The sequence below is a fragment of the Tsukamurella sputi genome (assembly GCF_007858445.1).
GTDB lineage: Bacteria > Actinomycetota > Actinomycetes > Mycobacteriales > Mycobacteriaceae > Tsukamurella > Tsukamurella sputi.
Map to the genome: position 1 here is coordinate 39,938 of NZ_VIGV01000005.1, position 22,589 is coordinate 62,526.

General features: G+C 71.4%; 26 protein-coding genes. 9 read left to right on the forward strand and 17 right to left on the reverse strand.

Annotated elements, in window-relative coordinates; genetic code table 11:
• Positions 1–9 precede the first annotated feature (9 nt).
• The 4 genes from FK268_RS16360 to FK268_RS16375 all read right to left on the reverse strand — a co-directional run bounded on the left by FK268_RS16360 (position 10) and on the right by FK268_RS16375 (position 1,645).
• Positions 10–435: a molybdenum cofactor biosynthesis protein MoaE gene (locus FK268_RS16360; RefSeq protein WP_146435993.1), complete on the reverse strand. Its 426-nt coding sequence runs from the start codon at positions 433–435 to the stop codon at positions 10–12.
• Complete coding sequence (locus tag FK268_RS16365) at positions 428–928, reverse strand: MogA/MoaB family molybdenum cofactor biosynthesis protein (protein WP_146435995.1); 501 nt, start codon at positions 926–928, stop codon at positions 428–430. The genes FK268_RS16360 and FK268_RS16365 overlap by 8 nt, the downstream gene beginning before the upstream one ends.
• A complete protein-coding gene (gene moaC / locus FK268_RS16370) occupies positions 921–1,352 on the reverse strand; it encodes a cyclic pyranopterin monophosphate synthase MoaC (protein WP_205124496.1) in 432 nt (143 codons plus the stop codon). Before moaC ends, FK268_RS16365 begins: the two co-directional genes overlap by 8 nt.
• 98 nt (positions 1,353–1,450) lie before the next feature.
• Positions 1,451–1,645: a hypothetical protein gene (locus tag FK268_RS16375; RefSeq protein WP_146435998.1), complete on the reverse strand. Its 195-nt coding sequence runs from the start codon at positions 1,643–1,645 to the stop codon at positions 1,451–1,453.
• Positions 1,646–1,684: 39 nt separating this feature from the next.
• On the opposite strand from FK268_RS16375, the gene FK268_RS16380 reads away from it, so the two are divergent.
• Positions 1,685–3,862, forward strand: coding sequence for a helicase-associated domain-containing protein (locus FK268_RS16380; protein ID WP_146436000.1), 2,178 nt, complete (start codon positions 1,685–1,687; stop codon positions 3,860–3,862).
• A gap of 1 nt (position 3,863) precedes the next feature.
• Here the strand turns inward: FK268_RS16380 and FK268_RS16385 are convergent, their stop codons facing one another.
• On the reverse strand, positions 3,864–5,075 hold the full coding sequence (locus FK268_RS16385; protein ID WP_146436002.1) for an RNA polymerase sigma factor: 1,212 nt from the start codon (positions 5,073–5,075) through the stop codon (positions 3,864–3,866).
• On the reverse strand, positions 5,072–5,434 hold the full coding sequence (locus FK268_RS16390; protein WP_146436004.1) for a YciI family protein: 363 nt from the start codon (positions 5,432–5,434) through the stop codon (positions 5,072–5,074). The genes FK268_RS16385 and FK268_RS16390 overlap by 4 nt, the downstream gene beginning before the upstream one ends.
• Positions 5,435–5,623: 189 nt before the next feature.
• Here FK268_RS16390 and FK268_RS16395 point away from each other — a divergent pair, with 189 nt between their 5' ends.
• Positions 5,624–6,043, forward strand: a complete 420-nt coding sequence (locus FK268_RS16395) for a DUF6069 family protein (protein WP_146436005.1) — start codon at positions 5,624–5,626, stop codon at positions 6,041–6,043.
• A 21-nt stretch (positions 6,044–6,064) separates the two neighbouring features.
• Here FK268_RS16395 and FK268_RS16400 read toward each other — a convergent pair whose 3' ends face one another.
• Positions 6,065–6,343 carry a hypothetical protein gene (locus tag FK268_RS16400; protein WP_146436007.1) on the reverse strand — a complete coding sequence of 93 codons (279 nt, stop codon included), beginning with the start codon at positions 6,341–6,343 and terminating at the stop codon, positions 6,065–6,067.
• Positions 6,344–6,421: 78 nt separating this feature from the next.
• On the opposite strand from FK268_RS16400, the gene FK268_RS16405 reads away from it, so the two are divergent.
• Positions 6,422–6,961 (forward strand): GNAT family N-acetyltransferase, encoded by a 540-nt coding sequence (locus tag FK268_RS16405; RefSeq protein WP_146436009.1) that lies wholly within the window; start codon positions 6,422–6,424, stop codon positions 6,959–6,961.
• Positions 6,962–7,055: 94 nt separating this feature from the next.
• Entirely contained in the window at positions 7,056–8,723 is a 1,668-nt protein-coding gene (locus FK268_RS16410; RefSeq protein WP_146436011.1) for a DNA repair helicase XPB, read from the forward strand.
• Between the two features lie 4 nt (positions 8,724–8,727).
• Here the strand turns inward: FK268_RS16410 and FK268_RS16415 are convergent, their stop codons facing one another.
• The 4 genes from FK268_RS16415 to FK268_RS16430 form a co-directional block, all read right to left on the reverse strand.
• On the reverse strand, positions 8,728–9,948 hold the full coding sequence (locus FK268_RS16415) for an HNH endonuclease (protein ID WP_146436013.1): 1,221 nt from the start codon (positions 9,946–9,948) through the stop codon (positions 8,728–8,730).
• A gap of 74 nt (positions 9,949–10,022) precedes the next feature.
• Positions 10,023–11,369: an MFS transporter gene (locus tag FK268_RS16420; protein ID WP_146436015.1), complete on the reverse strand. Its 1,347-nt coding sequence runs from the start codon at positions 11,367–11,369 to the stop codon at positions 10,023–10,025.
• On the reverse strand, positions 11,366–11,965 hold the full coding sequence (locus tag FK268_RS16425) for a TetR/AcrR family transcriptional regulator (protein ID WP_231707115.1): 600 nt from the start codon (positions 11,963–11,965) through the stop codon (positions 11,366–11,368). Before FK268_RS16425 ends, FK268_RS16420 begins: the two co-directional genes overlap by 4 nt.
• Before the next feature lie 39 nt (positions 11,966–12,004).
• Positions 12,005–12,277, reverse strand: coding sequence for a hypothetical protein (locus tag FK268_RS16430; protein WP_146436017.1), 273 nt, complete (start codon positions 12,275–12,277; stop codon positions 12,005–12,007).
• 173 nt (positions 12,278–12,450) lie between these two features.
• On the opposite strand from FK268_RS16430, the gene FK268_RS16435 reads away from it, so the two are divergent.
• Positions 12,451–12,828, forward strand: a complete 378-nt coding sequence (locus FK268_RS16435) for a hypothetical protein (RefSeq protein WP_146436019.1) — start codon at positions 12,451–12,453, stop codon at positions 12,826–12,828.
• 1 nt (position 12,829) lies between these two features.
• Here the strand turns inward: FK268_RS16435 and FK268_RS16440 are convergent, their stop codons facing one another.
• Entirely contained in the window at positions 12,830–14,137 is a 1,308-nt protein-coding gene (locus tag FK268_RS16440) for a phytoene desaturase family protein (RefSeq protein ID WP_146436021.1), read from the reverse strand.
• A gap of 38 nt (positions 14,138–14,175) precedes the next feature.
• Here FK268_RS16440 and FK268_RS16445 point away from each other — a divergent pair, with 38 nt between their 5' ends.
• Positions 14,176–15,396: a pyridoxal phosphate-dependent aminotransferase gene (locus FK268_RS16445; RefSeq protein WP_146436023.1), complete on the forward strand. Its 1,221-nt coding sequence runs from the start codon at positions 14,176–14,178 to the stop codon at positions 15,394–15,396.
• On the opposite strand, the gene FK268_RS16450 is transcribed toward FK268_RS16445, so the two are convergent.
• Positions 15,339–16,325: an LLM class F420-dependent oxidoreductase gene (locus FK268_RS16450; RefSeq protein ID WP_146436025.1), complete on the reverse strand. Its 987-nt coding sequence runs from the start codon at positions 16,323–16,325 to the stop codon at positions 15,339–15,341. The genes FK268_RS16445 and FK268_RS16450 overlap by 58 nt on opposite strands.
• A gap of 60 nt (positions 16,326–16,385) precedes the next feature.
• Here FK268_RS16450 and FK268_RS16455 point away from each other — a divergent pair, with 60 nt between their 5' ends.
• Positions 16,386–16,979, forward strand: a complete 594-nt coding sequence (locus tag FK268_RS16455; RefSeq protein WP_146436027.1) for an alpha-ketoglutarate-dependent dioxygenase AlkB — start codon at positions 16,386–16,388, stop codon at positions 16,977–16,979.
• A 67-nt stretch (positions 16,980–17,046) separates the two neighbouring features.
• A complete protein-coding gene (locus FK268_RS16460; protein WP_146436029.1) occupies positions 17,047–17,772 on the forward strand; it encodes a GntR family transcriptional regulator in 726 nt (241 codons plus the stop codon).
• A gap of 12 nt (positions 17,773–17,784) precedes the next feature.
• Here FK268_RS16460 and FK268_RS16465 read toward each other — a convergent pair whose 3' ends face one another.
• Both FK268_RS16465 and FK268_RS16470 read right to left on the reverse strand, forming a co-directional pair.
• Entirely contained in the window at positions 17,785–18,789 is a 1,005-nt protein-coding gene (locus FK268_RS16465; protein WP_146436031.1) for an AurF N-oxygenase family protein, read from the reverse strand.
• Positions 18,790–18,848: 59 nt separating this feature from the next.
• Positions 18,849–19,556: a MerR family transcriptional regulator gene (locus FK268_RS16470; RefSeq protein ID WP_146436033.1), complete on the reverse strand. Its 708-nt coding sequence runs from the start codon at positions 19,554–19,556 to the stop codon at positions 18,849–18,851.
• A gap of 54 nt (positions 19,557–19,610) precedes the next feature.
• On the opposite strand from FK268_RS16470, the gene FK268_RS16475 reads away from it, so the two are divergent.
• A complete protein-coding gene (locus FK268_RS16475; protein ID WP_146436034.1) occupies positions 19,611–20,822 on the forward strand; it encodes a DUF418 domain-containing protein in 1,212 nt (403 codons plus the stop codon).
• A gap of 32 nt (positions 20,823–20,854) precedes the next feature.
• On the opposite strand, the gene murQ is transcribed toward FK268_RS16475, so the two are convergent.
• On the reverse strand, positions 20,855–21,766 hold the full coding sequence (gene murQ / locus FK268_RS16480; RefSeq protein ID WP_146436036.1) for an N-acetylmuramic acid 6-phosphate etherase: 912 nt from the start codon (positions 21,764–21,766) through the stop codon (positions 20,855–20,857).
• Positions 21,763–22,587: an Abi-alpha family protein gene (locus FK268_RS25055; RefSeq protein ID WP_231707116.1), complete on the reverse strand. Its 825-nt coding sequence runs from the start codon at positions 22,585–22,587 to the stop codon at positions 21,763–21,765. Before FK268_RS25055 ends, murQ begins: the two co-directional genes overlap by 4 nt.
• Positions 22,588–22,589 lie beyond the last annotated feature (2 nt).

The following is a 22,589-nucleotide window of genomic DNA, read 5'->3' on the forward strand; positions in this document are numbered from 1 at the left end:
GGTCGGCGGCTACGCGCTGCCGACCCACTCGTCTGTTCCGTCCCGGAACAGCTGGTGCTTCCAGACGGGGAGCGCTTCCTTGACCGCGTCGACGATGCGCGCGCACGTCGCGAAGGCCGCCGCGCGGTGATCGGCCGAAACGGCGACGACGAGCGCGGCGTCGCCGATCTCCAGCGGGCCCACGCGGTGCGAGACGGCCACCGCGCGCACTCCCTCGGCGGCGTCCGCGACGGCCTGCACGACCTCCGCGACGACGCGCTCCGCGGTCGGGTGCGCCGAGTACTCCAGCCGGGTCACCCCGCGGCCGCCGTCATGATCGCGTACCGCCCCGATGAAGCCCACCACGGCGCCCGCCTCGGGACGCGTCACCGCGACCTCGTGCGAAGCCAGGTCGATCGGCTCCTCCGTGACGCGCGCCAGGACGACGTCAGCCATGGTCGCCGCCGCGGACCTGGTCCAGGGCGTGTTCCAGGACCCCGTCGAGCACCGCCAGGCCGTCGCGGACCCCGCCCGACGAGCCGGGCAGGTTCACGACCAGCGAAGTGCCGGCGACGCCCGCGAGGCCTCGGCTGAGCACGGTGGTCGGGATGTCGGGGAGGCCGGCGGAGCGGATGGCGTTGGCGAGCCCGGGGATCTCGAAGGTCAGCGCACCGCGCGTCTCCTCGGGGGTGCGGTCCGACGGGGTGAGGCCGGTGCCGCCGGTGGTGAGCACCACGGCGTCGCCGCGACGGACGGCCGAGCGGATGGCGGCGCCCACCTCCTCGCCGTCGGGCACGACGACGGGGCCGTAGACCTCGAAGCCCCGCTCGCCGAGCCAGGCGGCGATGACGGGGCCGGTGGTGTCCTCCCGCTCGCCGAGCGAAGCGCGGGTGGACGCGACGACGACGGTGGCGCAGCGGTCGCGGGACGGACGGAGTGGTTCAGTCATGTCTCTTCCAATGGCCGGTCTTACCGCCGTCCTTGGACAGCACGCGGACGTCCGTCATGACGGCGGCGGGGTCGAGTGCCTTGACCATGTCGTGCAGGGTCAGTCCGGCCACGGTGACGGCGGTGAGCGCCTCCATCTCGACGCCCGTCCTGCCGGTGCACCGCACCGTGGCGGTGACGGCGATCTCCGCGCCCGACGGTGCCAGGTCGACGGTGACGCCGGAGATCGGCAGCGGGTGGCACAGCGGGATCAGGTCCGCCGTGCGCTTGACCGCCATGATGCCCGCGATGCGGGCGGTGGCGAGCACGTCGCCCTTGGGGACCGCACCGTCGGCGATGGCCGCGACGACGGCGTCCGTGGTACGGAAGGTCCCGGCCGCGACCGCCGTGCGGGCGGTGACGGCCTTGTCGGACACGTCGACCATGCGGGCGGCACCCGTCGCGTCGACGTGCGAGAGACCGTTCTCCTGCACGCCGTCCGGGGTGACCGCCGCGTCGTGGTCGCGGGGTACCGGACTCGGAGTCAGCGGTTGATCCGGGTCGACGGGTGCACGTACGGGATGTGCTCCTGCGGGAACTCCAGCTCGCCGAACGGCGACAGCGCACCGACCACCGGGGCCACCAGCTCGGTCACGGCGTGATCGGCCGTGCCCTGGTCGGCACCGGGCCAGCCGTTGTCGACGTACTCGGCCTTCTTCGCATTCGAGGTCTCAGACACGCCGCTATTCTGACATGCCCCGACCTCTAGGCTGTATCGGTGAGCAGTAATACGTCGTCGACGGGGCCCGCGGCGTGGCTGCGCAGCCGCAGCGACGCCGAGATCGCGGCGCTGCTCGACGCCCGGCGCGACGTCGCGACCCCCGTCCCCGCCGGCTTCGGCGTTCTCGCGAGCCGCCTGAACACCCCCTCGTCGCTGGGCCGGGTCGCGGAGCGCCTCACCCTGCTCGACCTGGCGGTGCTGGAGTCACTCCTGGCCGAGCCGCTCGAGCCCGACGCCCTCGCCCGGCGGCTCCGCGGCCGCGCACTGAAGAAGCAGGTGCTCGCGTCCGCCGAGAAGCTCCGCGTCCTCGCGCTCGCCTGGGGCGACGACGTCCTGCACGCCACCGCCGCCGTCCGTGAGGCCCTCCCCTGGCGCTCGATCCAGCTGACGACGCCGCCCGACCTCGACGCGATCGACGCCGCGCTCGCCGCCGCCGGCCCCGACGAGCGCGCCCTACTGGATCGCCTCGCCGAGGGCTCGCCGCTGGGCCGCACGGCGGCCGCGGGCCCCGGCACCTCCCCCGACCACCCGGTGCAGCGCATGCTCGCTTCCGGACTGCTCGCCCGCGTCGATCACCAGACCGTCGAGCTGCCCTGGGAGGTGCGGGCCCGGCTGCGCGGCGAGCTCCCCCTGGGTGCCTCGCTCAAGCCTCCCGTGCTCGACGGTCCGCCCGTGCCCGGCGCCGACGGGGCCGGGGCGGTCGCGGCGTTGGAGCTGCTGCGTCACGCCGACGACGTGCTCGACGTCCTCGGTTCCGTCCCGGCGCAGCGGGTGAAGGCCGGCGGCATCGGTGTCCGCGAGCTGCGCCGCGTGGCCAAGGCGGCCACGCTGACCGAGGAGCGGGCGGCGCTCGTGCTCGAGTTGCTCGCCGCGGCGGGCCTCATCGCCGAGGGCGAGCTCGACGGCGAGGAGGACTCCGTCTTCGCCCCGACGGTGGCCGTCGACGAGTGGCAGCGGTCCGCGCCCGCCGACCGCTGGGCGCTGTTGGCCCGCACCTGGCTGGAGCTGCGGCGCCAGCCCACCCTGATCGGCACCCGCGGTGAGGAGGGCATCGTCGGGCCGCTGCACCGGGCGGCGCGCAGCACCGTCGCCCCGCAGGACCGGGCGGCCGTCCTGGAGGCGCTCGCCCTCGCGCCGAAGGGCGTCGCCCCGGCGCTGCCGGAACTGCACGCCGCGGTCCGCTTCACGCATCCGTCCTGGTACCGGCGGCTCACGCTGGACGCGATCGGTGGCATCGTCGAGCAGGCGCAGGTCGTAGGCCTCGTCGCGGGCGGCGCCCTGACGACGGCCGGCCGCGCCGCCCTCACCACCGACCCCGCGCAGGCGATGGCGTCCGCGCTGCCGAAGCCCGTCGAGGAGTTCCTCCTCCAGGCCGACCTCACGCTGACCATCCCCGGTCCCACGACGCACGACTTCGCGGCGGCGGTCGGCCTGGTCGCCGATCTCGAGTCCGCGGGCGGCGCCGCCGTCTACCGGGTGACCGACGCCTCGGTGCGCCGCGCGCTGGACGCCGGCCGTACGTCCGCGGAGGTGCACGCCTTCTTCGTCGCGCACTCGGTGACGCCGGTGCCACAGGGCCTGACCTACCTGGTCGACGACGTCGCACGACGGCACGGGGCGCTGCGCGCGGGCGTCGCCGGCTCCTTCCTCCGCTCCGACGATCCGGCGCTCATCGCCGCGGTCCTCTCCTCCCCCGCGGCCGAGGCGCTCGCGCTCCGGGCCGTCGCGCCGACGGTGCTCATCGCCCAGGTCCCGCTGTCCGACCTGGTGGCGGGCCTGAACGCCGCGGGCTTCACCGCGGCAGCCGAGGATTCGCGGGGCGTCGTCGTCGATCTGCGCCCGGCGGCGATCCGCCTGCCGTCGCCGCGCCCCCGTCCCCCGGCCGCGCAGCCGACGCTCGAGCAGCTCGCCGACGCGGCCGTGCAGATCCGCCGCCAAGACGTCCCGTCGGACGACGGCCCCCGCGCGTCGGGCCCGGAGCTGATGGCGTTGCTGCAGTCGGCCGCGGGCGAGGGCCGCCCCGTCCGGCTGGGCTACGTGGACGCGAACGGGGTCTTCACCCGGCACGTCGTGGTGCCCGAGTCGGTGCGGCACGGCCAACTCGCCGCCCTCGACGGTGACGCGACCCGCCGGTTCGCCCTGCACCGCGTGACCACCGCGGAACCGGTCGAGTAGCTCAGACCAGCTCGCCGCGCTTGCGGGTGAGGTAGGCGCGTTCGGCGGAGTTGCCGGTCGCGGCGAGGGCGGCGTCGTACGCGACCTTGGCCTCGTCGGTGCGGCCGAGGCGGCGGAGCAGGTGCGCCCGGACGGCGTGCCAGGGGTGGTAACCGTCCAGCGGTAGCGGGTCGACGAGGGCCAGTGCCACTGCGGGCCCGTCGAGCTCGGCGACGGCGATCGCCCGGTTCAGTCGCACGATCGGCGACGGGTCGATCGCGAGCAGCTGGTCGTAGAGCGCCACCACCTGCGCGTAGTCGACGGTGTCGGCGCTCGGCGCGTCCGTGTGCACCGCGCCGATCGCGGCCAGGATCTGGTAGCGGCCGGGCCGGTTCACCGCGAGGCACTCCCGGACCAGACGGTGCCCCTCCGCGATCGCCGTGCGGTCCCAGCCGGCGCGGTCCTGCTCGTCGAGCGGCACCAGCTGGCCGCCCCGCACCCGCGCCGCGCGGCGGGCGTCGGTGAGCAGCATCAGGGCGAGGAGGCCGGTGACCTCCGGATCGCCGGGTAGGAGCGCGCGGACGAGCCGCGTCAACCGGATCGCCTCGGCGCTCAGTTCCTCCCGGATCGGTGCGCCGTCGCCGCTGGCCAGGTACCCCTCGTTGAAGACGAGGTAGAGCACCGTCAGCACCGCGTCGACGCGGTCGGGCAGGTCCGCGGCGTCCGGCACCCGATAGGGGATCCGCGCAGCGGCGATCTTCTTCTTGGCGCGGGTGATGCGCTGCCCCATGGTGGTCTCGGCGACGAGGAAAGCGCGGGCGATCTCGGGCACCGTCAGGCCGCCGAGCAGGCGCAGCGTCAGCGCGATCCGCGCTTCCGGTGCGAGCGCCGGATGGCAACAGGTGAAGATGAGGCGCAACCGGTCGTCCTCGACCGCGCCGGTGGGCTCGGGATCGGAGTCGTCGTGGATCATCTCGGCCGCCCTGTGCTTCGCGTCGCGCTGGTTCTCGCGGCGGATCCGGTCGATCGCGCGGTTGCCGGCGGTAGTGGTGAGCCAGGCGCCGGGGTTCGGCGGGATGCCGGATGCGGGCCACTTCTCGGCGGCGGCGAGAATCGCCTCGCCCGCCGCCTCCTCGGCGATCGTGATGTCGCCGAAGCGGCGGACGAGCGAGGCGACGACCCGGCCGTACTCCTCGCGGAAGACCCGGTCGAGCTCGGTCCGGGCGTCGGTCACGCCAGCCCTTCGAAGGCGCGCACCTCGACGACGCCGCCGCACGCCTTGGAGCCGTCGGCCGCCAGCTTCAACGCCACGTCCAGGTCGGGCGCGTCGATCACCCAGAAGCCGCCGATCAGCTCCTTGGACTCCAGGTAGGGGCCGTCGGTGATGATCGGCTTGTCGCCGCGGCCGTCGACGACGGTGGCCGTGGTCCCCTCGGCGAGCCCGCCGGCGAAGACCCAGTAGCCGTCGTTCTTGAGCTCCTGGTTGAAGGCGTCGGTCCGCGCGAAGGCGGCCTCCATCTCCTCCTTGGTGCCGTAGTCGCCGAACTCGGCACGCTCGACGGGGCCGTGCACGGAGAGCAGGTAGTGCGTCATGATCGTGTTCCTTCCGGTCGAGGGGGCCCGGGCGGCCTCCCTTCACCCTCACTACGAACGGGTCGACACGGATACGACACCATCCCCGGAGATCTTTCGCAGCGCCGATGTCGAATCCGTCGCCTGCCGTTCGTGGAGTGGGTAGGACGCGCCCGCCCCGGGTGCCGCCACCTCTCGAAGGAGTACGCCATGACCGCCACCCTCGCCGCCCCCGCCCGCACCGACCGCATGTCCGTCTGGAAGCACGGCGTGGCCGCCGCCGTCACCGCGGCCGTCGCCACCACGGCCGTCGCCGCGGTCGCCTCCGCCGCCGGCGTCACCTTCGCCGGGCCCGACGGTGCCTCCATCCCCTTGCTCGGTTTCGCGCAGCTCACGGTGATCTTCTCGCTGATCGCCGTGGGAATCGCAGCGGTGATGGCGCGTCGCGCCCGGCGCCCGCGCTCCACCTTCGTCCGCACGTGCGCGGCACTGCTGGTGGTGTCCTTCGTGCCCGACCTGACCTTCGGCTTCGACGGTGCCTCCGCCGCGGTCCTCATCCTCACGCACGTGGTCGCCGCTGCGATCGTGGTGCCCGTGCTCGCGCGCCGACTGGCCCCGAGCCGCAGCTGACGAGCACGCAGGGATCAGGCGCTACGCGGTTCCGGCGGTCATGGTGTCCACGATGGTCTTCGCGCCCAGCAGCGACAGCGCGCGCCGTTCGCGGCGTAGTTCCCGCATCACCAGGATCGGTGTGTCCGCCACGTCGAGACCGCGCTCCGCGACGAGAACCCGCGCCCACGCGGTCGCCTCACGGAGCGCGTCGCGTTCGGTGCCGCCGAAGACCGACACCAGGTTCTGCCGACCGCTCTCAGACCGCTTACCTGCCATGAAGAGCAGCGGAATCAGTGCTACGCCCAGGAGCCATTCCACATCTGGACGGTACCAACCGAACCGGTAGGTGAGCGAAATGGTTTACCGGAGTATTCAGCGCACGTACCGTCTGAGCTCATGAGGTTGCCGATCGATGTGCCGGCTGTCCCCTCGTCGGGCGTCGAGGTCACCGCGTTCTTCATCGCGATATCCGACGAACTGTTCGCGGCGCTCGACCACGAACAGGTGTGGGCGCACATCCCGGGTCCGCAACCTACGAGTCCCACCGCCCTCGTTTCCAAGCTCAGTGGCGATAGCACTATCCGGCAGGTTCTCGTGATCCGCGCGCACGGTAGAGCGATCGGGACGACCTCGTACTATCTGGACCCTCTCGCCCCGCAGGGCGTGGAGATCGGTGCCACGCTGTTCACACCGAATGCCTGGGGTTCGGGCGTGAACGCGGTGGTCAAGAGCGCGATGATCGATGCGTCATTCGAGGCCGGCGCACAGTGGGTCCAGTTCCGCACGGACGAGCGCAACGGTCGCTCCGCCGCCGCGATTCTCAAACTTCCGGGAGCTGTCGAGCTGTCACCGCGCCTCGAACCCGAAAAGATCAGGAAGGACGGCACCGTCCGCACGAGTCGGATGTTCCGCATCCCGCGGCCGGAACTGACATGAGGTCATCACCCTCGCGGTTGAATCTGGGCGTAGGTCGCATCACGTCACAGGAACGGGCGCGCCCCGCAGGCACGCAACGCGGCACAATGGAGGGATGACCGACGGACCTCTCATCGTCCAGTCCGACAAGACTCTCCTCCTCGAGGTCGACCACGAGCTGGCGGACGCCGCGCGCGCCGCGATCGCGCCCTTCGCCGAGTTGGAGCGTGCGCCCGAGCACGTGCACACCTATCGCGTCACTCCGCTGGCGCTGTGGAACGCGCGCGCCGCGGGCCACGACGCCGAGCAGGTGGTCGATGCGCTGGTGAACTACTCGCGGTACCCGGTGCCGCAGCCGCTGCTGGTGGATGTCGTGGACACGATGAGTCGCTACGGCCGGCTGCAGCTGGTCAAGCATCCGGCCCACGGACTCACGCTGGTGAGCCTCGATCGAGCCGTGTTGGAGGAGGTGCTCCGGCACAAGAAGATCGCCCCGATGGTGGGCGCTCGCATCGACGACGACACCGTCGTGGTGCACCCATCGGAGCGCGGCCACCTCAAGCAGTTGCTGCTCAAGGTGGGCTGGCCCGCGGAGGATCTGGCCGGCTACGTCGACGGTGAGTCCCACCCGATCTCCCTCGACACCGAGACCGACCCGTGGGAGCTGCGGGACTACCAGAAGATCGCGGCGGACTCGTTCTGGCTGGGCGGGTCCGGCGTGGTGGTACTCCCCTGCGGCGCGGGCAAGACGATGGTGGGCGCCGCCGCGATGGCGCGGGCGCAGGCCACGACGCTCATCCTGGTGACGAACACCGTCGCGGGGCGGCAGTGGAAGCGCGAACTGCTCGCGCGCACGTCGCTCACCGAGGAGGAGATCGGTGAGTACTCGGGCGAGAAGAAGGAGATCCGCCCGGTCACCATCGCCACGTACCAGGTGCTCACGCGGAAGTCGAAGGGCGAGTACAAGAATCTCGACCTGTTCGACTCGCGCGACTGGGGCCTGATGATCTACGACGAGGTGCACCTGCTCCCCGCGCCGGTCTTCCGGATGACGGCGGACCTGCAGTCCCGCAGGCGATTGGGACTCACCGCCACCCTGGTGCGGGAGGACGGCCGCGAGGGTGACGTCTTCTCCCTCATCGGCCCGAAGCGCTACGACGCCCCGTGGAAGGACATCGAGGCGCAGGGCTGGATCGCACCCGCCGACTGCGTCGAGGTGCGGGTCACGCTCACCGAGAACCAGCGCATGCAGTACGCGACGGCCGAGCCCGACGAGCGCTATCAGATGTGCTCCACTGCGCACACCAAGATCGCCGTGGTGAAGTCGATCCTGGAGCGACACAAGGGCGCCCCGACCCTCGTCATCGGCGCATACCTCGATCAACTCGAGGAGTTGGGCCGCGAGCTCGACGCCCCCGTCATCACCGGCGCCGTGAAGAACAAGGAGCGCGAGGCCCTGTTCGACCGGTTCCGTGCGGGCGAGATCTCCACACTGGTGGTGAGCAAGGTCGCGAACTTCTCCATCGATCTTCCGGAAGCGTCCGTTGCCGTGCAGGTCTCGGGCACGTTCGGCTCGCGGCAGGAGGAGGCGCAGCGCCTCGGCCGTCTCCTGCGACCCAAGCACGACGGCGGCACGGCGCACTTCTACTCGGTGGTCTCGCGCGACACCCTGGACGCCGACTACGCCGCGCACCGTCAGCGCTTCCTCGCCGAGCAGGGCTACGCCTACCGCATCGTTGACGCCGACGACATCCTCGGCCCCGCGATCGGCGACGCCAGCTGACACCTCACGCCGCCTGCGGCGGAGCCGTGGACCGATGCACATGCCCGGTGGGAGTTCGCGTTTCGACGGTGTGCCTCCCGCTCGGGTCGGGGGTGACGGTGCTGTGCCAGCCGACGGCTTCCTTGGCGTAATTGCATGCTGCGCACAGACCTTGCCCGTTGTCGAACTCGGTGGGACCTCCAGTGGCGTGGGGGACGACGTGGTCGGTGTGCGCGATCGGCGCATCACAGTACGGGGTGCGGCAGTACCGATCCCGGGCCCGGATCATCTCCGCGAGCCCATCGGGGAAGCACCGCTGCCGTGAGTCCATCGCCACCACTGCCCCGGTTTCTGGGGCGATGAAGAGGCGTTTGACCCACGCGACGCCCGCGGCAGTGGCCTTGCCGATCATGTTGCGAGCGATCTCCGCCGGCATCGTCCCACCACCGTCGAGATGCCCCGTCCCGGGCCGATCCCCCAGCAACACGGTCGCCGAGATCGTGAGGTTCACGGTGACCGGCTGCCCCGCGGCAGCCTCCCGGCCGGTCAGGCGGGCGAACGCGGTGTCGGCCATCAGCTGCCCGCGGCTACGCATCTCCTGATCGTGCCCCGCCACCGCGTCGGCATGAGCACGTAACGCCGCGTACGCGCCCACAGCCTGGGCCATCGGCAACAGCAGTGACACCCGGGCCATGCCCTCCGGCAACGGCCGTAGAGTCACCGTGCGGTCCTTCTCCGCCTTCGCGTTCCGATCAACCGTCGCCTGCGCATCCAGCCGGTACGCGACCTGCTCCACCCGCCCCGCGACCTGCTTGAGCCCCAACCCCGCCAACACGGCAGGATCCGAGCAGAGTTGCTCATCCGCTGTCCGACGCTGCCCGGGATCCAAATGCGACAACCCGGCGACCAGAGTGGGAATCGCCTCCGGCGAGATGTCACCCGCATAGAGCCGGGCGCGGGTGTGCGGCATGTGGCGTTCCAACTCCACCGCCCGCGCCACGAACCGGGCCGCCGTGTTCGGCGACAGATGCAGTGCCAGCCCGACCTCCGCCGCGACGCCCTGCTGCCACCGATCCTGCGGCAACCCCGCGGCGACACGCTCACACACCCGCTCCCGCAGCAGATCCGCCGCCAGCTCGTACTGTTCGAGAGTGAGCCGACACCGTCGCACATGACTCGAACGCAACCGCTCCGCCACCCGCACGTCAGAAGGCGGGTCCTCCTCCACTGCAACGTTTTCTTCCATACCTGAACGCTACGCCGCCCCACTGACAAGTTTTCGAGATCGCAATACTTGATCGAATACCGCTGCCAGCCGGACTATCGTCGTGCACCCATCAGCATCACCACGCTCAGCACGGCGGGCACCGTCGACCACAGCGCAACAGCGACGTACCCGCCCTGCGCGGGAAGGAGCGCACCGTCGGGCGTGGCGCGCGCGAGGAGGAATCCGGCGAGCGCGCTGCCGATGGAGAAGCCCACAGCCCGGGCGATCTGGTTGACCGCCATGACGCTCGCGGTCTCGGACTGCGGCGTACCGTCGAGCACCAGGCGCGGCATCACGGCGGAGGCGCCGCCGACGCCCAGCCCCAGCACGGCCAGTGCCACCAGCACGGCGACGAGGCTGTCCCGGCCGACCGCGAACACCCCCGCGGCCACGACGACCATGCCCGCCGACACCCCGAACGCCCCGCGCGGGCCGAGCCCCGACGCGACGCGCGGCGCTCCCCTACCCGCGACGAAGCCCAACACCGAGAACGGGATGAGGGCTGCGCCGGCCGCGACGGCGGGCAACGCGAAACCGTACCCGGCACCCGCTGGCACCTGGACGTACCTCGTGAGATCGCTGAACAGCAGGTACATCCCGACCCCGGCGACGAGCATCGCGAGGTTCGCCGCGGACACCGTCGGGCGCGCTACGAGCCGCAGATCCACCAACGGCGAGGCCACGCGCAGCTCGACCGCCACCCACGCCCCGAGCAGTACCACGGTGCCGGCGAGCACGCCGAGGGCCGCGGCCGGTGCGCCCCACAGAGCGGGCTCCGCGACCAGGAACAGGGCGCCGAGCGTGCCGGCTCCGAGTAGAAACGCTCCGGGCACGTCGATCCGTAGGCGCGGCCCGGGCTCGTCGACGGGAACCGTCCGCCACGCGATCGCGAGGGCCACGAGGGTGATCCCGAGCCCGGTCCCGTAGGCGGCGCGAAGGCCGAACACCTGCTCGACGAGGCCGATCAGCGGATAGCCCACACCGATCCCGACTGTCGACGCGACGGACAACGACGCGATGGTGCTCGTCGCCCGCTCCGGCGGCAACGCGCTGCGCGCCACGCTGACCAGCAACGGAACGAGTGCTACGCCGACGCCCTGCAGCGCGCGCCCGACGAGCAGCACGCCGAACGACACGGGCAGCACCGTCAGCACGCCGCCCGTGGCGACCAGGCCGAGGGTGGCGAGGATGGTCCTGCGGCGCAACGGCCCGGCGCCGAGGCGGCCGAGCACCGGCCCGGCGATCGCACCGGTGAACAGGGTGATCGTCAGGGTCCACTGCGCTGCACCGAGCGAGACGTGGGCGGTCCGCGCCACCGCGGTGATGAGCGGCGCGCCGACGCTCCCGACCACCGCCGCGCAGAGGGCGACCGTGACCAACGCGCCGGACAGCCGGCTCACGGCGTCTCCGGACCGTCCGTGGCCGGTCCGTTCGTCGCGGTCGTGATGTGCTCGAACAGCCCGGGACGGACGAGCGTGCGGACCCCGTCGGCCCACGGCGCGTCGACCTCGGCGACGCCGAGCGCGGCGCCCGCGTTGAGCAGCATGCCGAAGGCGAGGAAGGTCTTGACGGTGACGGGATCGAGCCCTGTGCCGTCCGCGGTGGTGTCCCACAGGCGCGCGAAGCAGCCGCGGACGACATCGCGAACCTCGGGGTCGCCGCACGCGGCGAAGCCCTGAAGCTGGAGGCGGAGCCCGGTGTCGTCGGCGAGGTTCTCGTAGTACTCGGCCCCCATCCGTGCGAGCGCCTCGATCCCGACCGTGCCGTCGCCCGCCTGGGCCATGGCCTCGACGAGCCGGTCGAAGGCACCGGTGACGAGCTCGAGGAACAGCGCCTTCTTCGTGCCGAACATCCGGAAGACGTAGGCCTGCGTGATCCCGGCCTCGCGGGCGACCTCCTCGACCGAGGCGCCGTGCAGTCCGTGCTCGCCGAACTCGCGCGCCGCGATCTGAAGCACCTGCGCCCTGCGCTCGATTCCGCTCATCCGGGTGGCCACCCCGTTAGATTAGTAGTTACTAACTACAAACCACAAGCCTCAGGCGCAGCGGCCACCAATATCGGTGAGGTCATCGGCGTCGCCGGCGACCGCGTCGATCGACCGACAGGGGCACCAACCGCCACGACTCACCGGCGGGCGCGCCCGCCCGGCGACGATGCTGCCGTGCAGGGTCCCGTCGGCACCCCAGTGGAGGATCTCGTGCGTCCACGGCTCGAGCAGGATCTGGTGCCGCTCGTACATCTCGATGTGGTTCCGACGGAACTCGCGCAGTCGTGCCGCAAGCACCCGGAGGTGGTCGTCGAATCGCATGGTCACCCGCCTTTTCCGTCGATCGCGAACTCTCACCACGATCCTGCGGGAGGACCGGCGACCGGTCCAGCGAGTATTTCTACCGCCATCCGGTGGCGCTACTGAACGATCGCCCTATGCCCTAGGGTGAGGAGCGTCCACCCGATCGGGCCCCCCCAGAACGGAGAAGACGCATGAGAACACGCACCACATCGATCGCCGCCGCAGCCACGGGTGCCGCGATCCTCGTTCTGACCATGGGCTGTTCCGACACCGACAAGCCCACCCAAAGCCCGGCACCGTCGACGGTCACGGTCACCGGATCACAGGCGACGCAACCGGTTCCACCGCCGCACACCACAAGTCCGGGCACGGTCACCGTCCGGCCGACGAACCCCGTCCCCACTGTGAAGCCGCGCCCGACCAAGCCCACCGGCCCGGGCAGCGAGTACGACGTCCCGTGCACCGGCGGCCCGGACCAGGGCACCATCTGCACCAATCCGAACCACGGCGCGGGCGACGACCCCTACGGCACCGGTACCGCGGCTCCGACGCCGTCGAAAGCTCGCTGATCTACAACGCCCGCAGCGCGGATCTCGCGGCGTGCCATCCCACCATGCCGTGCACGCCGGGCGCTCCGGCGGCGGAGGAGCACAGGAAGACCCGGTCGGTGAGCCGGTAGGGGTTCACGAGGGTGGGCCTGCGCACGAGCTGCGCGGGGAGCGCGGCCCCGGCGGCGATGTCACCGCCGACGAGATTCGCGTCGGCCTCCTGCAGGCCGGCCGGGCCCACCGACCGCGTCTCCACGATCCGCTCGCGCACGCCCGGTGCGTGCCGCTCGACCTCGGCGACGATCGACTCGGTGAGGTCGCCGGGGAATCCGTTGGGGCAGTGTGCGTACATCGACACGGGCACGAGATCGCCGTGACAGCGGGACGGATCGGCGAGGTACTGCTGCGAGAGGATGATCACGGGCCGTTCGGGCATTCGGCGACGGTTGACCATCAGCTCCTTCTGAGCGATCTCGCGCGCAGTGCCGCCCAGGTGGACGAAGGCGGACCGTCGGAGTTCCTCATGCACCCAGGGGATTCCGCCGTCCAGTACCAGATCGACCTTGAACGCCGCGGGACCGAACCTCCACTGCCGCACGCGACGCCGCAGCCATCGGGGCGCGCGCTCACCGAGCAGCTCGCACGCGGCGGGCAGCCCCGTGTCGAGCATGACGAGGTCGGCGTCGGGCAGCGCGGTCACCCGCTCCCCCGCCCGGACGCTCCCGCCGTGCGCGGTGACTTCTCCGGCGAGCGCGTCCGAGATCCGCTGCGAGCCACCGATGGGCACCGGCCAGGGCCGCACCCCGGAGAGCAGGTAGCCGATCGAGCTGGTCATCGGGAGGTGCTGCGGGGTGATCGAATGCGCCGCGACCCCGGCGAAGACGGCGCCGCCGACCCGGCCCAGCGCGGCAGCCGTGACCGAGGCCGGCAGCAGGAAACGCGGGCCCCAGCGCAGGGCGGCCGCGGGATGCCGCGGCATGTCGGTCAGCGGCCCGAAGAAGGCCGGCATCACGTGGGGCCCGCAGTCCGGGACGTCGCCGAGGGTGCCCACGGCGTCGTGCGGGTCGGGCGAGAGCGGGTGCGAAACATCGATCTCGGCCGTACCCCACGGGATGTCCACGCCCACGTCGCGCAGCGCCGGAGAGGCGTAGGCGAGGGGATGCCCCGTCGAGAACCGGTCGACGACGGTGCCACCGAGCGTGTCCGACCGGCAGGCGCCACCGATGGTCGCCGAGGCCTCCAGCACCGTCACCTCCAGGCCGGCGCGGGCCAGGCACGCGGCAGCGGTGAGCCCGTTGGGGCCGGATCCGACGACGACAGCGGAGGTCATGCCCCCACGGTAGCGCCGCGGGCCACTAGGCTGCGGGCATGCGCACCGTCCGTCGCCTGCAGCCCTTCACGTCGACGATCTTCGCGGAGATCTCGTCCCTCGCCACGGCGACCGGCGCCGTCAACCTCGGCCAGGGCTTCCCCGACACCGACGGGCCGGCCGGGATGCTGGAGGCCGCGAAGCGCGCGATCGACGACGGGATGAACCAGTACCCGCCGGGCGACGGCCTGCCCGAGCTGCGGCGCGCCGTGTCCGCGCAGGTCGAGCGCGAGTACAGCCTGCGCTACGACCCGGACGGCGAGGTACTGGTCACCGTCGGCGCCTCCGAGGGGATCGCGGCGGCGGTGCTGGGCCTCGTCGAACCCGGGCAGGAGGTCATCCTCATCGAGCCCTTCTACGACTCCTACGCCGCGACGGTCGCGCTCGCGGGCGCGCAGCGCGTCGTGGTGCCGCTGGTCGAGGCCGATGGCCGGTACGTACTCGACCCCGTGATGCTCCGCGCCGCCGTCACCGACAGGACCGCCGCGATCATCGTGAACTCGCCGCACAACCCCACCGGCACGGCGCTCTCCGACGCGGACCTGCAGTCGATCGCGGACCTGTGCGTCGAGCGCGACCTGCTGTGCTTCACCGACGAGGTCTACGAGTACCTGCTCTTCGACGGCCGCGTGCATCGTCCGCTCGCCGCCTTCGAGGGCATGCGGGAGCGCACGGTCCGGATCTCGGGCGCTGCCAAGGCCTTCAACGTCACGGGCTGGAAGGTCGGCTGGATCACCGCGCCGCGCGAACTCGCCGACGCCTGCCGCGCCGCGAAGCAGTGGCTCACGTTCACGGGCGCGACGCCGCTGCAGCAGGCGGTCGCGCACGCCCTCGAGAACGAGACCTCGTGGCTCGAGAAGCTCGCGCCCGAGCTGCAGGCCAAGCGCGACCTGCTGACCACCGCGCTGCGCGAGACCGGCTTCACCGTGCACCCGTCCGAGGGCACCTACTTCGTCGTGGCCGACGCCCGTGGGCTCGGCTACGACGACGCGGGCGCCCTGTGCCGCGAGATGCCGGCGCGGATCGGCGTGGCCGCGGTCCCGGTCAGCGCGCTCGCCGACGATCAGGCGCGGTGGGGACACCTGCTGCGCTTCGCCTTCGCCAAGCGCGACGAGGTGCTCACCGAGGGCGCGCAGCGGCTCGCTCGGCTGCGCGACGGCGGTCAGCGCAACGCCGGGATCACCTCGCGCTCGAACAGCTCGAGCCCCGAGGTGTCGTAAGCGATCTCGGGGAAGTAGCAGATCGCGTAGGTCATGCCCTCCTCCTCGAGCCGCTTGAGGTTCGCGATGATGTCGCCCGGGGTGCCGACGCCGGGCATGCCGAGGAAGCTGCCCATGGTGGCGTCGACGGCCTCCTCCGGCGCGTGCTCGAGCAGCCGGTTGCGGGTCTCGTCGAGCCGGGTCTGCACGTCGCGGGCCGCCTCGCCGATCGCGATGTTGTAATTCGAGGACCGGGTGATGGCGTCGAAGTCGCGGCCCACGTCCGCACAGTGCTTGCGCAGGACCTCGGACTTGTGGGCGAAGCCCTCGAAGGTGCCGTCGAAGTTGGTGTAGTCGGCGTACTGCGCGGCGATGCGCAGCGTCTTCTTCTCTCCGCCGCCCGCGACCCACAGCGGGATGCCGCCGTCCTGCAACGGCCGGGGCTCGCAGATGGCACCGTCGACCTGGTAGTACGTGCCGTCGAGCGTGGCGGACCCCTCGGTCCAGGCCTGCCGCATGATCTGCACGCCCTCATCGAGTCGGCCGAGTCGCTCCCCCGCCGACGGGAATCCGTAGCCGTACGCCCGCCACTCGTGCTCGTACCAGCCGCCGCCGATGCCCATCTGCGTGCGGCCGCCGGAGATCAGGTCGACGGTGGCCGCCACCTTCGCCAGGTAGGCGGGGTTGCGATAGCTCATGGCGGTGCACATCTGACCGAGCTTCACGCGGCTCGTGGTCGCCGCGAGGGCCGACATCAGCGTCCACGCCTCGTGCGTGGCCTCGCGGCTGGGCACCGGGGTCGTGTGGAAGTGGTCGTACACCCACACCGAGTCCCAGGGGCCGGCGTCGGCCCGCTGCGCGAGGCCGTTCATGACGGACCAGTGGTCCGCGGGGTCGATGCCGACGAGGTCGAAGCGCCAGCCTTGCGGGAGGAAGAGTCCGAATCGCACGCCTCAACCCTACGGAGGACGCGCGGAACTTGTCAGTCGGACCTCGTATCGTCGCCCGCGATGCAGGATTCACTGTTCGACGGGGCCGTCCCCCTCGCGCCGCACCGCCGGGATCTGTCCGACGGTGCGTGGCTCGACGTGCGCGCAGCGTGGCAGTCCGGGGCGGACGAGTTGTTCGAGGCGCTGAGCCGGGACGTGCCGTGGGTCGAGGAGCGCCGCACGATGTACGACCGCACGCTCCCGGTTCCCAGGCTGCTGCGCTATTACGACACGGGCGCCGCCCTCCCGCACCCCGAGCTCGCGCGCGCCCGGGACCGTCTCACCGAGCTGTACTGGGACGATCTGCGCGAGCCCTTCACGTCGGTCGGGCTGTGCCTGTACCGCGACGGCACGGATTCGGTGGCCTGGCACGGCGACACCATCGGCCGCGGATCGACGCACGACACGATCGTGGCCATCGTCTCCCTGGGCGCCACCCGCCCGTTCCTGATGCGACCGCGCGGCGGCGGTGCCAGCACGCGACTGTCGATCGGCCACGGCGACCTGCTGGCGATGGGCGGCTCCGCGCAACGCACGTGGGAGCACGCGGTGCCCAAGGTGCCGCACGCCGGGCCGCGGATCAGCGTGCAGTTCCGGGTGGCGGGAGTCCGCTGACACGCGGTTCGTTGTACAACCTTCGTAATCGCAGACTGGTCATGACCTGGTGTGACAGGATGACCCCATGATCGCGGACGGCCCGATTCCGAAACACGAGCAGCTGCGGGCGCTCCTCGAGCAGCGCTGCATCGACGACCTCGAACCCGGTGCGGCGCTGCCCAGCGAGCGCCAACTGTGCGAGGAGTACGGCGTCTCCCGGATCACCGTCCGCGAGGCGCTGCGCCAGCTCGTCGCCGAAGGCACGCTGGTGCGGATCCGTGGCAAGGGCACGTTCGTGGCGGACCGTCCGGCCCGGTCGCGGCTGCACCTCGCGTCCTTCCACGAGGACATGCGTCGCCTGGGCCGCACCCCGTCCACCCTGGTCCTGCAGACCGAGTTGCGGGTGCCGCCCCCGTCGACCACCTCGGCGCTGCAGATCCGCGCGGCCGACAAGGCCTACCGCGTCAAGCGGCTGCGCCTGGCCGACGGCGTGCCGATCTCCGTTGACGACGCCTGGTACCCGCAAGCCATCGCCCCGGGCTTGGATACCCACGACCTGACCCAGTCGATCTACACCCTGCTGCGCTCCGAGTACGGGCAGTCCATCGACCGGGCCGAACAGTCGATCGGAGCCATCGCCTCCGACGGCGAGCTGGGGCGGGTCCTCGGCGTGCCCTCGGGCACGCCGTTGCTCGCCTTCGACCGGGTGGCCTTCGCCGGCCCGACGAGGGTGGAACACAGTTACTCCTGGTACCGCTCCGACCGCTACCAGGTGCAGATGACGGTCACCGAGTCCGCCGAGGCGCACTGACCGCCGGCGGCATCAGATCGCCTCGTACTGCGGCTCGCCCCGGAACCGGGAGGCGCGGCCGCCGATGCCCAGGGCCGACCAGACGCGCCGCGAGACCGGGTTCATCAGGCCGATCCGCTCCGCGAGCGCACGCACGTCACCGAAGACCTCGGCGCGCATGCGGCGGGTGGCCGGATCGCGCCAGAAGATCTCCTTGCGCACCTCGTCGGGCACGTCGAAGGTCTCCCAGAACTGCTTGGGCGGCACCATGATCACGTTGTTGAGCGACCACATCACCAGCGGCGCGACGACCGACAGGATTCCGCGCTGCACGCGGCTCATCTTCGGCACCTGGTACTCGAGGAACTGGTGCGCGAAGGAGATGTGACGAGCCTCCTCCGCCACGTGGATGGCGATGATCGCAGTCATGGCGGGGTGCTGCGTCTCGGCGGCGCGCAGCTGGTGCTTCTGCATGTGGTCGATCGGCTCCTCGCCGGCGAGCACGCCGACGAAGAAGCCCGGCGGCGCCCAGACCGCAGCGCGGGTCAGCCGCGGCATCACCGCACGGAACCAGCGCGGCGCCCCCGGCACCTTCTGGCCGGTACGGTTCACGAACTCCTGGAACATGAGGGTGTGGTTGCACTCCTCACGTGCCTCGTGGGTGGCGTAGCGGAACTCCGGAGACCCGTTGCGCTGCACGAAGGAGTACTGCATGAGGGCGGCGATCAGCACCTGCTCGAACTGCAGTCCGGCTTTGACCAGGTTCGCCTGACGCCAGATCCCCATGGCGATCCGCTTCTCCAACGGCTGCGCCTGGTACCAGGCGCTCCGGCCGATGTAGTCGAGTTCGGGATGGAGCACCCAGCGCGGGTCCGCCGGGTCGATCGCGAGCTCGGGCGAGTCCCAGGCGATGTCCAAGTACGGGTCGAAGTTGCGTGCGACCGACGCGCTCGACAGGTCCGTCAGAGTGCGGTGGAATTCGGCGCGTGCGTCGCTGATGCGCGCGCCGTCAACGCTGGTGTGAGCGATGTCAACCATGATCACCTCGTGAAATAGACAATCTATTGACAACTGTCTACCACATGAGGCCTGGCGTCTCATTCCGACAGCAGCTCCGACACCCGGGCCAGCACCCTCACCTGGGCGGGGTTGTAGAGCTCGAGGAACGCGGCACCGAGAGCCCGCTCCGCGACGCGACGTCCCCGTGCCGACGTGGCATCGGAGTCGGACATCCACGGGAACCGCGCATGCTGCGCCCGGACCGATGCGACGAGCCGCAGCGCGAGGGAGTCGATCTCGGCCTCGCCGGCGTCGGCGGGCAGGGCGTCGAACAGCTCGTCGGCGGCGGAGGGCTCCGCCATGAGCGCGCTGATATCTCCGAGCGCGGCGTCGTCGAAGACCCCGCCGAAGACGGTCGCCAGAGCGCGGTCGCGCTCGGAGAGCGAGTCGACGACGGCATGGAAGGCCGCCGGAGTGTCGAGCGGGGCGTTGTGCTCGATCGCGGTCGCCAGCTCCGCCCGGATGCGCTGCAGCCGCTCGATCCGCTCGGCGAGCTCGCCGTCCAGGCGGCGGACCGCGGCGGGCAAGTCCTGTTCCGGAGCGTCGGCGCGCATGGCCGCGAGCGGAACCCCGAGCTCCTTCATCCTCGTGATCCGCAGTAACCGCACGAGGTGCGGAACGCCGTATTGCTTGTAGCCGTTGGACTTCCGGTCCGGCTCATCGAGCAGGCCGAGTGCGTGGTAGTGCCGGACGGCCTTGACCGTGGTCCCGGCCATTTCCGCCAACTCGCGTGTACTCCAGGCCATGGGCAGAGCCTACGGGCTTGACCGTGCCCTTGGGACACCCTTTACCGTCGCCGCATGACTTCCACCCCGACGGGCGACGCACGCCCGGCAGTCGCCGCTCCGACGTCGGTCACCGGGCGACGCAGCGTCGCCCCCGATCTCGCCCGCGGAGGGATGCTCGCGCTGATCGCGATCGCGAACGTCCCGTACTTCGTGTGGGGGCGTCCGGCGGGCACCGGCGCACACAGCGCCGACGGTTCGCTCGCCGATCGGGTGGTTCAGACGCTCTCCGTGATCGGGGTCGACAGCCGGATCTATCCGATGTTCGCCTTCCTCTTCGGCTACGGCATCGTCCAGCTGTACGGCCGCCAGGTGGCTGCGGGCACCGAGCCCTCCGAGGCCAGGCGTGTTCTGCGCCGCCGGCACTGGTGGATGCTGGTCTTCGGCTTCGCCCACGCCGCGCTCCTCTGGTACGGCGACATCCTCGGCGCCTACGCGATCACCGGGCTGGTCCTCGTCCGGCTGTTCCTCCGGCGATCGGACCGGGCGATCGCGATCTGGGCCGCGATCCTGGCCCTCATGTCCGCCACCTTCGCGGTACTCACTCTCGTGGGCGCCGGTTCCGTCGCCACGGAAGGCGCGGCGCCGGCGGTGACCGACGCGAACGCCCTTCCCGGGTATGGGGAGGCGATGGTCGAGCGCATCACGATCTGGGCCTCCGCGATGATTCCGACGGTGGTGCTCGAGCTGATCGTCCCCGTTGCGGTCCTGCTCGGCATGCTCGCCGCCCGGCACCGTGTCCTGGACGCGCCCGACGCTCACGTGCCCCTCCTCCGGCGCTGTGCCGTGATCGGCCTCGCGTTCGGGTGGGGCACGGGTCTCCTTCTCGCCCTGCAGAACCTGGGCGCGCTGCCCTTCGGGTCGACGGTGGACTGGGCCCTACTGCCCCTGGGCGTGCTGGGCGGCCTGTTCGGCGGCCTCGGGTACGTGGCCGTATTCGGGCTGCTCGCGACCCGGCTCGAGCGCACCGGCGGCGGGGCGTTCTCGGGCGCGGTGCAGGCGCTGGGCAAACGCTCGATGAGCGGCTACCTCGCGCAATCGGTGGTGTTCTCGCCGCTGCTCGCGGCGTGGGGTCTGGGTCTCGGTCAGTACCTGTCCAGCTGGTCGGCGGCTGTACTGGCGATCGCCGTCTGGGCCGCATCCGTCGCGATCGCCGTGCGGCTCGAACGTGCGGGTCGCCGGGGGCCGGCCGAAATCCTGCTCCGACGCCTCGCCTACCCGCGGTAGCGCCATCGACGCACAGGCGAGGCGACCGGGCCTCAGGACACCGTCGACCGGAGCGCCGCGCGGACGAAGCCGTCCGACGCGGCGAGCCGCTCTCGCGCAGTCGCGGCGTCGATGTCCGCGAGGAGCATCACGATCGCGGTCTTGGCGTGGCCGTCGGCGGCGCCGACGGCCGTGCGGGCGGTCTCCTCGTCGCAGCCGGTCGCCTCGCACACGATGCGCAGCACGCGTCGCTCGAGCTTGGCGTTGCCCGGGGTCACGTCGACCATCAGGTTCGAGTACGCCTTGCCGAGCCGCACCATCGTCGCCGTGGAGATCATGTTCAGGACCAGCTTCTGGCTGGTGCCCGCCTTCAATCGGGTCGAACCGGCGAGCACCTCCGGACCGGTGTCGACCTCGATCGCCACCTGCGCGTGCGCCGAGATCTCGGCGCCGGGCGTGCAAGTGAGCGCCACCGTCGAGGCACCGACCGAGCGCGCGTGATCGAGGCCGCCGATCACGTAGGGCGTCCGGCCCGAGGCGGCGATGCCGACCACGACGTCGGCGGGCTTGAGGCCGATGCTCGCCAGGTCATCGCGGCCACGCTCCGCGTGGTCCTCGGTGTCCACCTCGGCGCGGAACATGGCCGCGTCGCCGCCGGCGAGCACACCGACCACGCGTCCGCGCTGGAGCCCGAAGGTCGGCGCGCACTCCGTGGCGTCGAGCATGCCGAGACGGCCACTCGCCCCCGCGCCCAGATAGATCAGCCGGCCACCCGCGCGGATCGCCCCGACCGCGAGCTCGACCGCCTCGGCGATACGGGGAATCACCCGGCCCACCGCGTGCGGAACCCCCTGATCCTCCGCGTTCATCGCGACCAACAGCTCCTCGACGGTGAGCGCGTCGAACTCCATGGTCCGGGGATTGCGGCGCTCCGTCGTACCGATCTCCTGCACAGGGAGCGTCACCCGGCGGGAAAGACCGATGACGGGCTGAAGCAGGTGCTGTAGAAGTCCCGGCCGAAGGGCGTGATCTCGATCCGGCGGCGGATCGTCTTGGCGTAACGCCCGGCCTTACTGATGGCGTCGATGAGCTGGGGCTGCACCTGCAGCAGCTCGTAGCGCCGCACGTCGACCTGCTCCTTGGAGAACCAGATCAGGCCGAGCCGGTGCAGGTTGCCCAGATACGAGGCGATCCGGTCGGGATTCCGGCAGCCGGCGACCTCGGGGATCATCGAGACTCCCGCCGCCACCGTTTCGGCGCCCACGCCGAACGGGCGGTTGGTGCGCACGTCGATGGCGGGCTGCGCACCGTCGTTGAACAGGAGCCGCAGGATGCGCGCCTCGTCGGGGCACAGCTGCGCGAGGATGTGCTCGTAGGCCGGGTGAGGCGTCTGGGCGCCGGCGGGCTCGGCGGACTGCGCGAGCAGCCGATCGCCCATCTTGCGCAACTCGTCGGGGGTGGCGACGGGTTCCGGTTCGCGCTCCTCGACCTCATCGACGACCTCGCCGTGCACGACGATGCGCGGCGCGACCTCGGTGGTGAGCGCGACGTCCACGAGGTGCCCCGCCTCGCTCACGAACTGCTGAGTCAGGCGCTGTGCGGAGCCCCCGAGCTCGCGGGTGACGCTGAACGCGGAGTTCGACACCCGGCCGAGCCGGCCGAGGAGTCCCCCGGACTCCTGCTTCTCCGACGCGGCCACCTCTCCCCCGTCGCGGACCGCGAGATCACGGGTCTCGTCGGCGCCCTGGTCGCTCGCACCCGCTGAGGAACGGGACTTCTCGCTCACGT

Coding starts and splice junctions, on each gene's coding strand:
- FK268_RS16360 (WP_146435993.1), bottom strand. CDS start 435: ATGGCTGACGTCGTCCTGGCGCGCGTCACGGAGGAGCCGATCGACCTG.
- FK268_RS16365 (WP_146435995.1), bottom strand. CDS start 928: ATGACTGAACCACTCCGTCCGTCCCGCGACCGCTGCGCCACCGTCGTC.
- moaC (WP_205124496.1), bottom strand. CDS start 1,352: ATGGTCGACGTGTCCGACAAGGCCGTCACCGCCCGCACGGCGGTCGCG.
- FK268_RS16390 (WP_146436004.1), bottom strand. CDS start 5,434: ATGACGCACTACCTGCTCTCCGTGCACGGCCCCGTCGAGCGTGCCGAG.
- FK268_RS16395 (WP_146436005.1), top strand. CDS start 5,624: ATGACCGCCACCCTCGCCGCCCCCGCCCGCACCGACCGCATGTCCGTC.
- FK268_RS16405 (WP_146436009.1), top strand. CDS start 6,422: ATGAGGTTGCCGATCGATGTGCCGGCTGTCCCCTCGTCGGGCGTCGAG.
- FK268_RS16410 (WP_146436011.1), top strand. CDS start 7,056: ATGACCGACGGACCTCTCATCGTCCAGTCCGACAAGACTCTCCTCCTC.
- FK268_RS16415 (WP_146436013.1), bottom strand. CDS start 9,948: ATGGAAGAAAACGTTGCAGTGGAGGAGGACCCGCCTTCTGACGTGCGG.
- FK268_RS16430 (WP_146436017.1), bottom strand. CDS start 12,277: ATGCGATTCGACGACCACCTCCGGGTGCTTGCGGCACGACTGCGCGAG.
- FK268_RS16435 (WP_146436019.1), top strand. CDS start 12,451: ATGAGAACACGCACCACATCGATCGCCGCCGCAGCCACGGGTGCCGCG.
- FK268_RS16440 (WP_146436021.1), bottom strand. CDS start 14,137: ATGACCTCCGCTGTCGTCGTCGGATCCGGCCCCAACGGGCTCACCGCT.
- FK268_RS16445 (WP_146436023.1), top strand. CDS start 14,176: ATGCGCACCGTCCGTCGCCTGCAGCCCTTCACGTCGACGATCTTCGCG.
- FK268_RS16455 (WP_146436027.1), top strand. CDS start 16,386: ATGCAGGATTCACTGTTCGACGGGGCCGTCCCCCTCGCGCCGCACCGC.
- FK268_RS16460 (WP_146436029.1), top strand. CDS start 17,047: ATGATCGCGGACGGCCCGATTCCGAAACACGAGCAGCTGCGGGCGCTC.
- FK268_RS16465 (WP_146436031.1), bottom strand. CDS start 18,789: ATGGTTGACATCGCTCACACCAGCGTTGACGGCGCGCGCATCAGCGAC.
- FK268_RS16470 (WP_146436033.1), bottom strand. CDS start 19,556: ATGGCCTGGAGTACACGCGAGTTGGCGGAAATGGCCGGGACCACGGTC.
- FK268_RS16475 (WP_146436034.1), top strand. CDS start 19,611: ATGACTTCCACCCCGACGGGCGACGCACGCCCGGCAGTCGCCGCTCCG.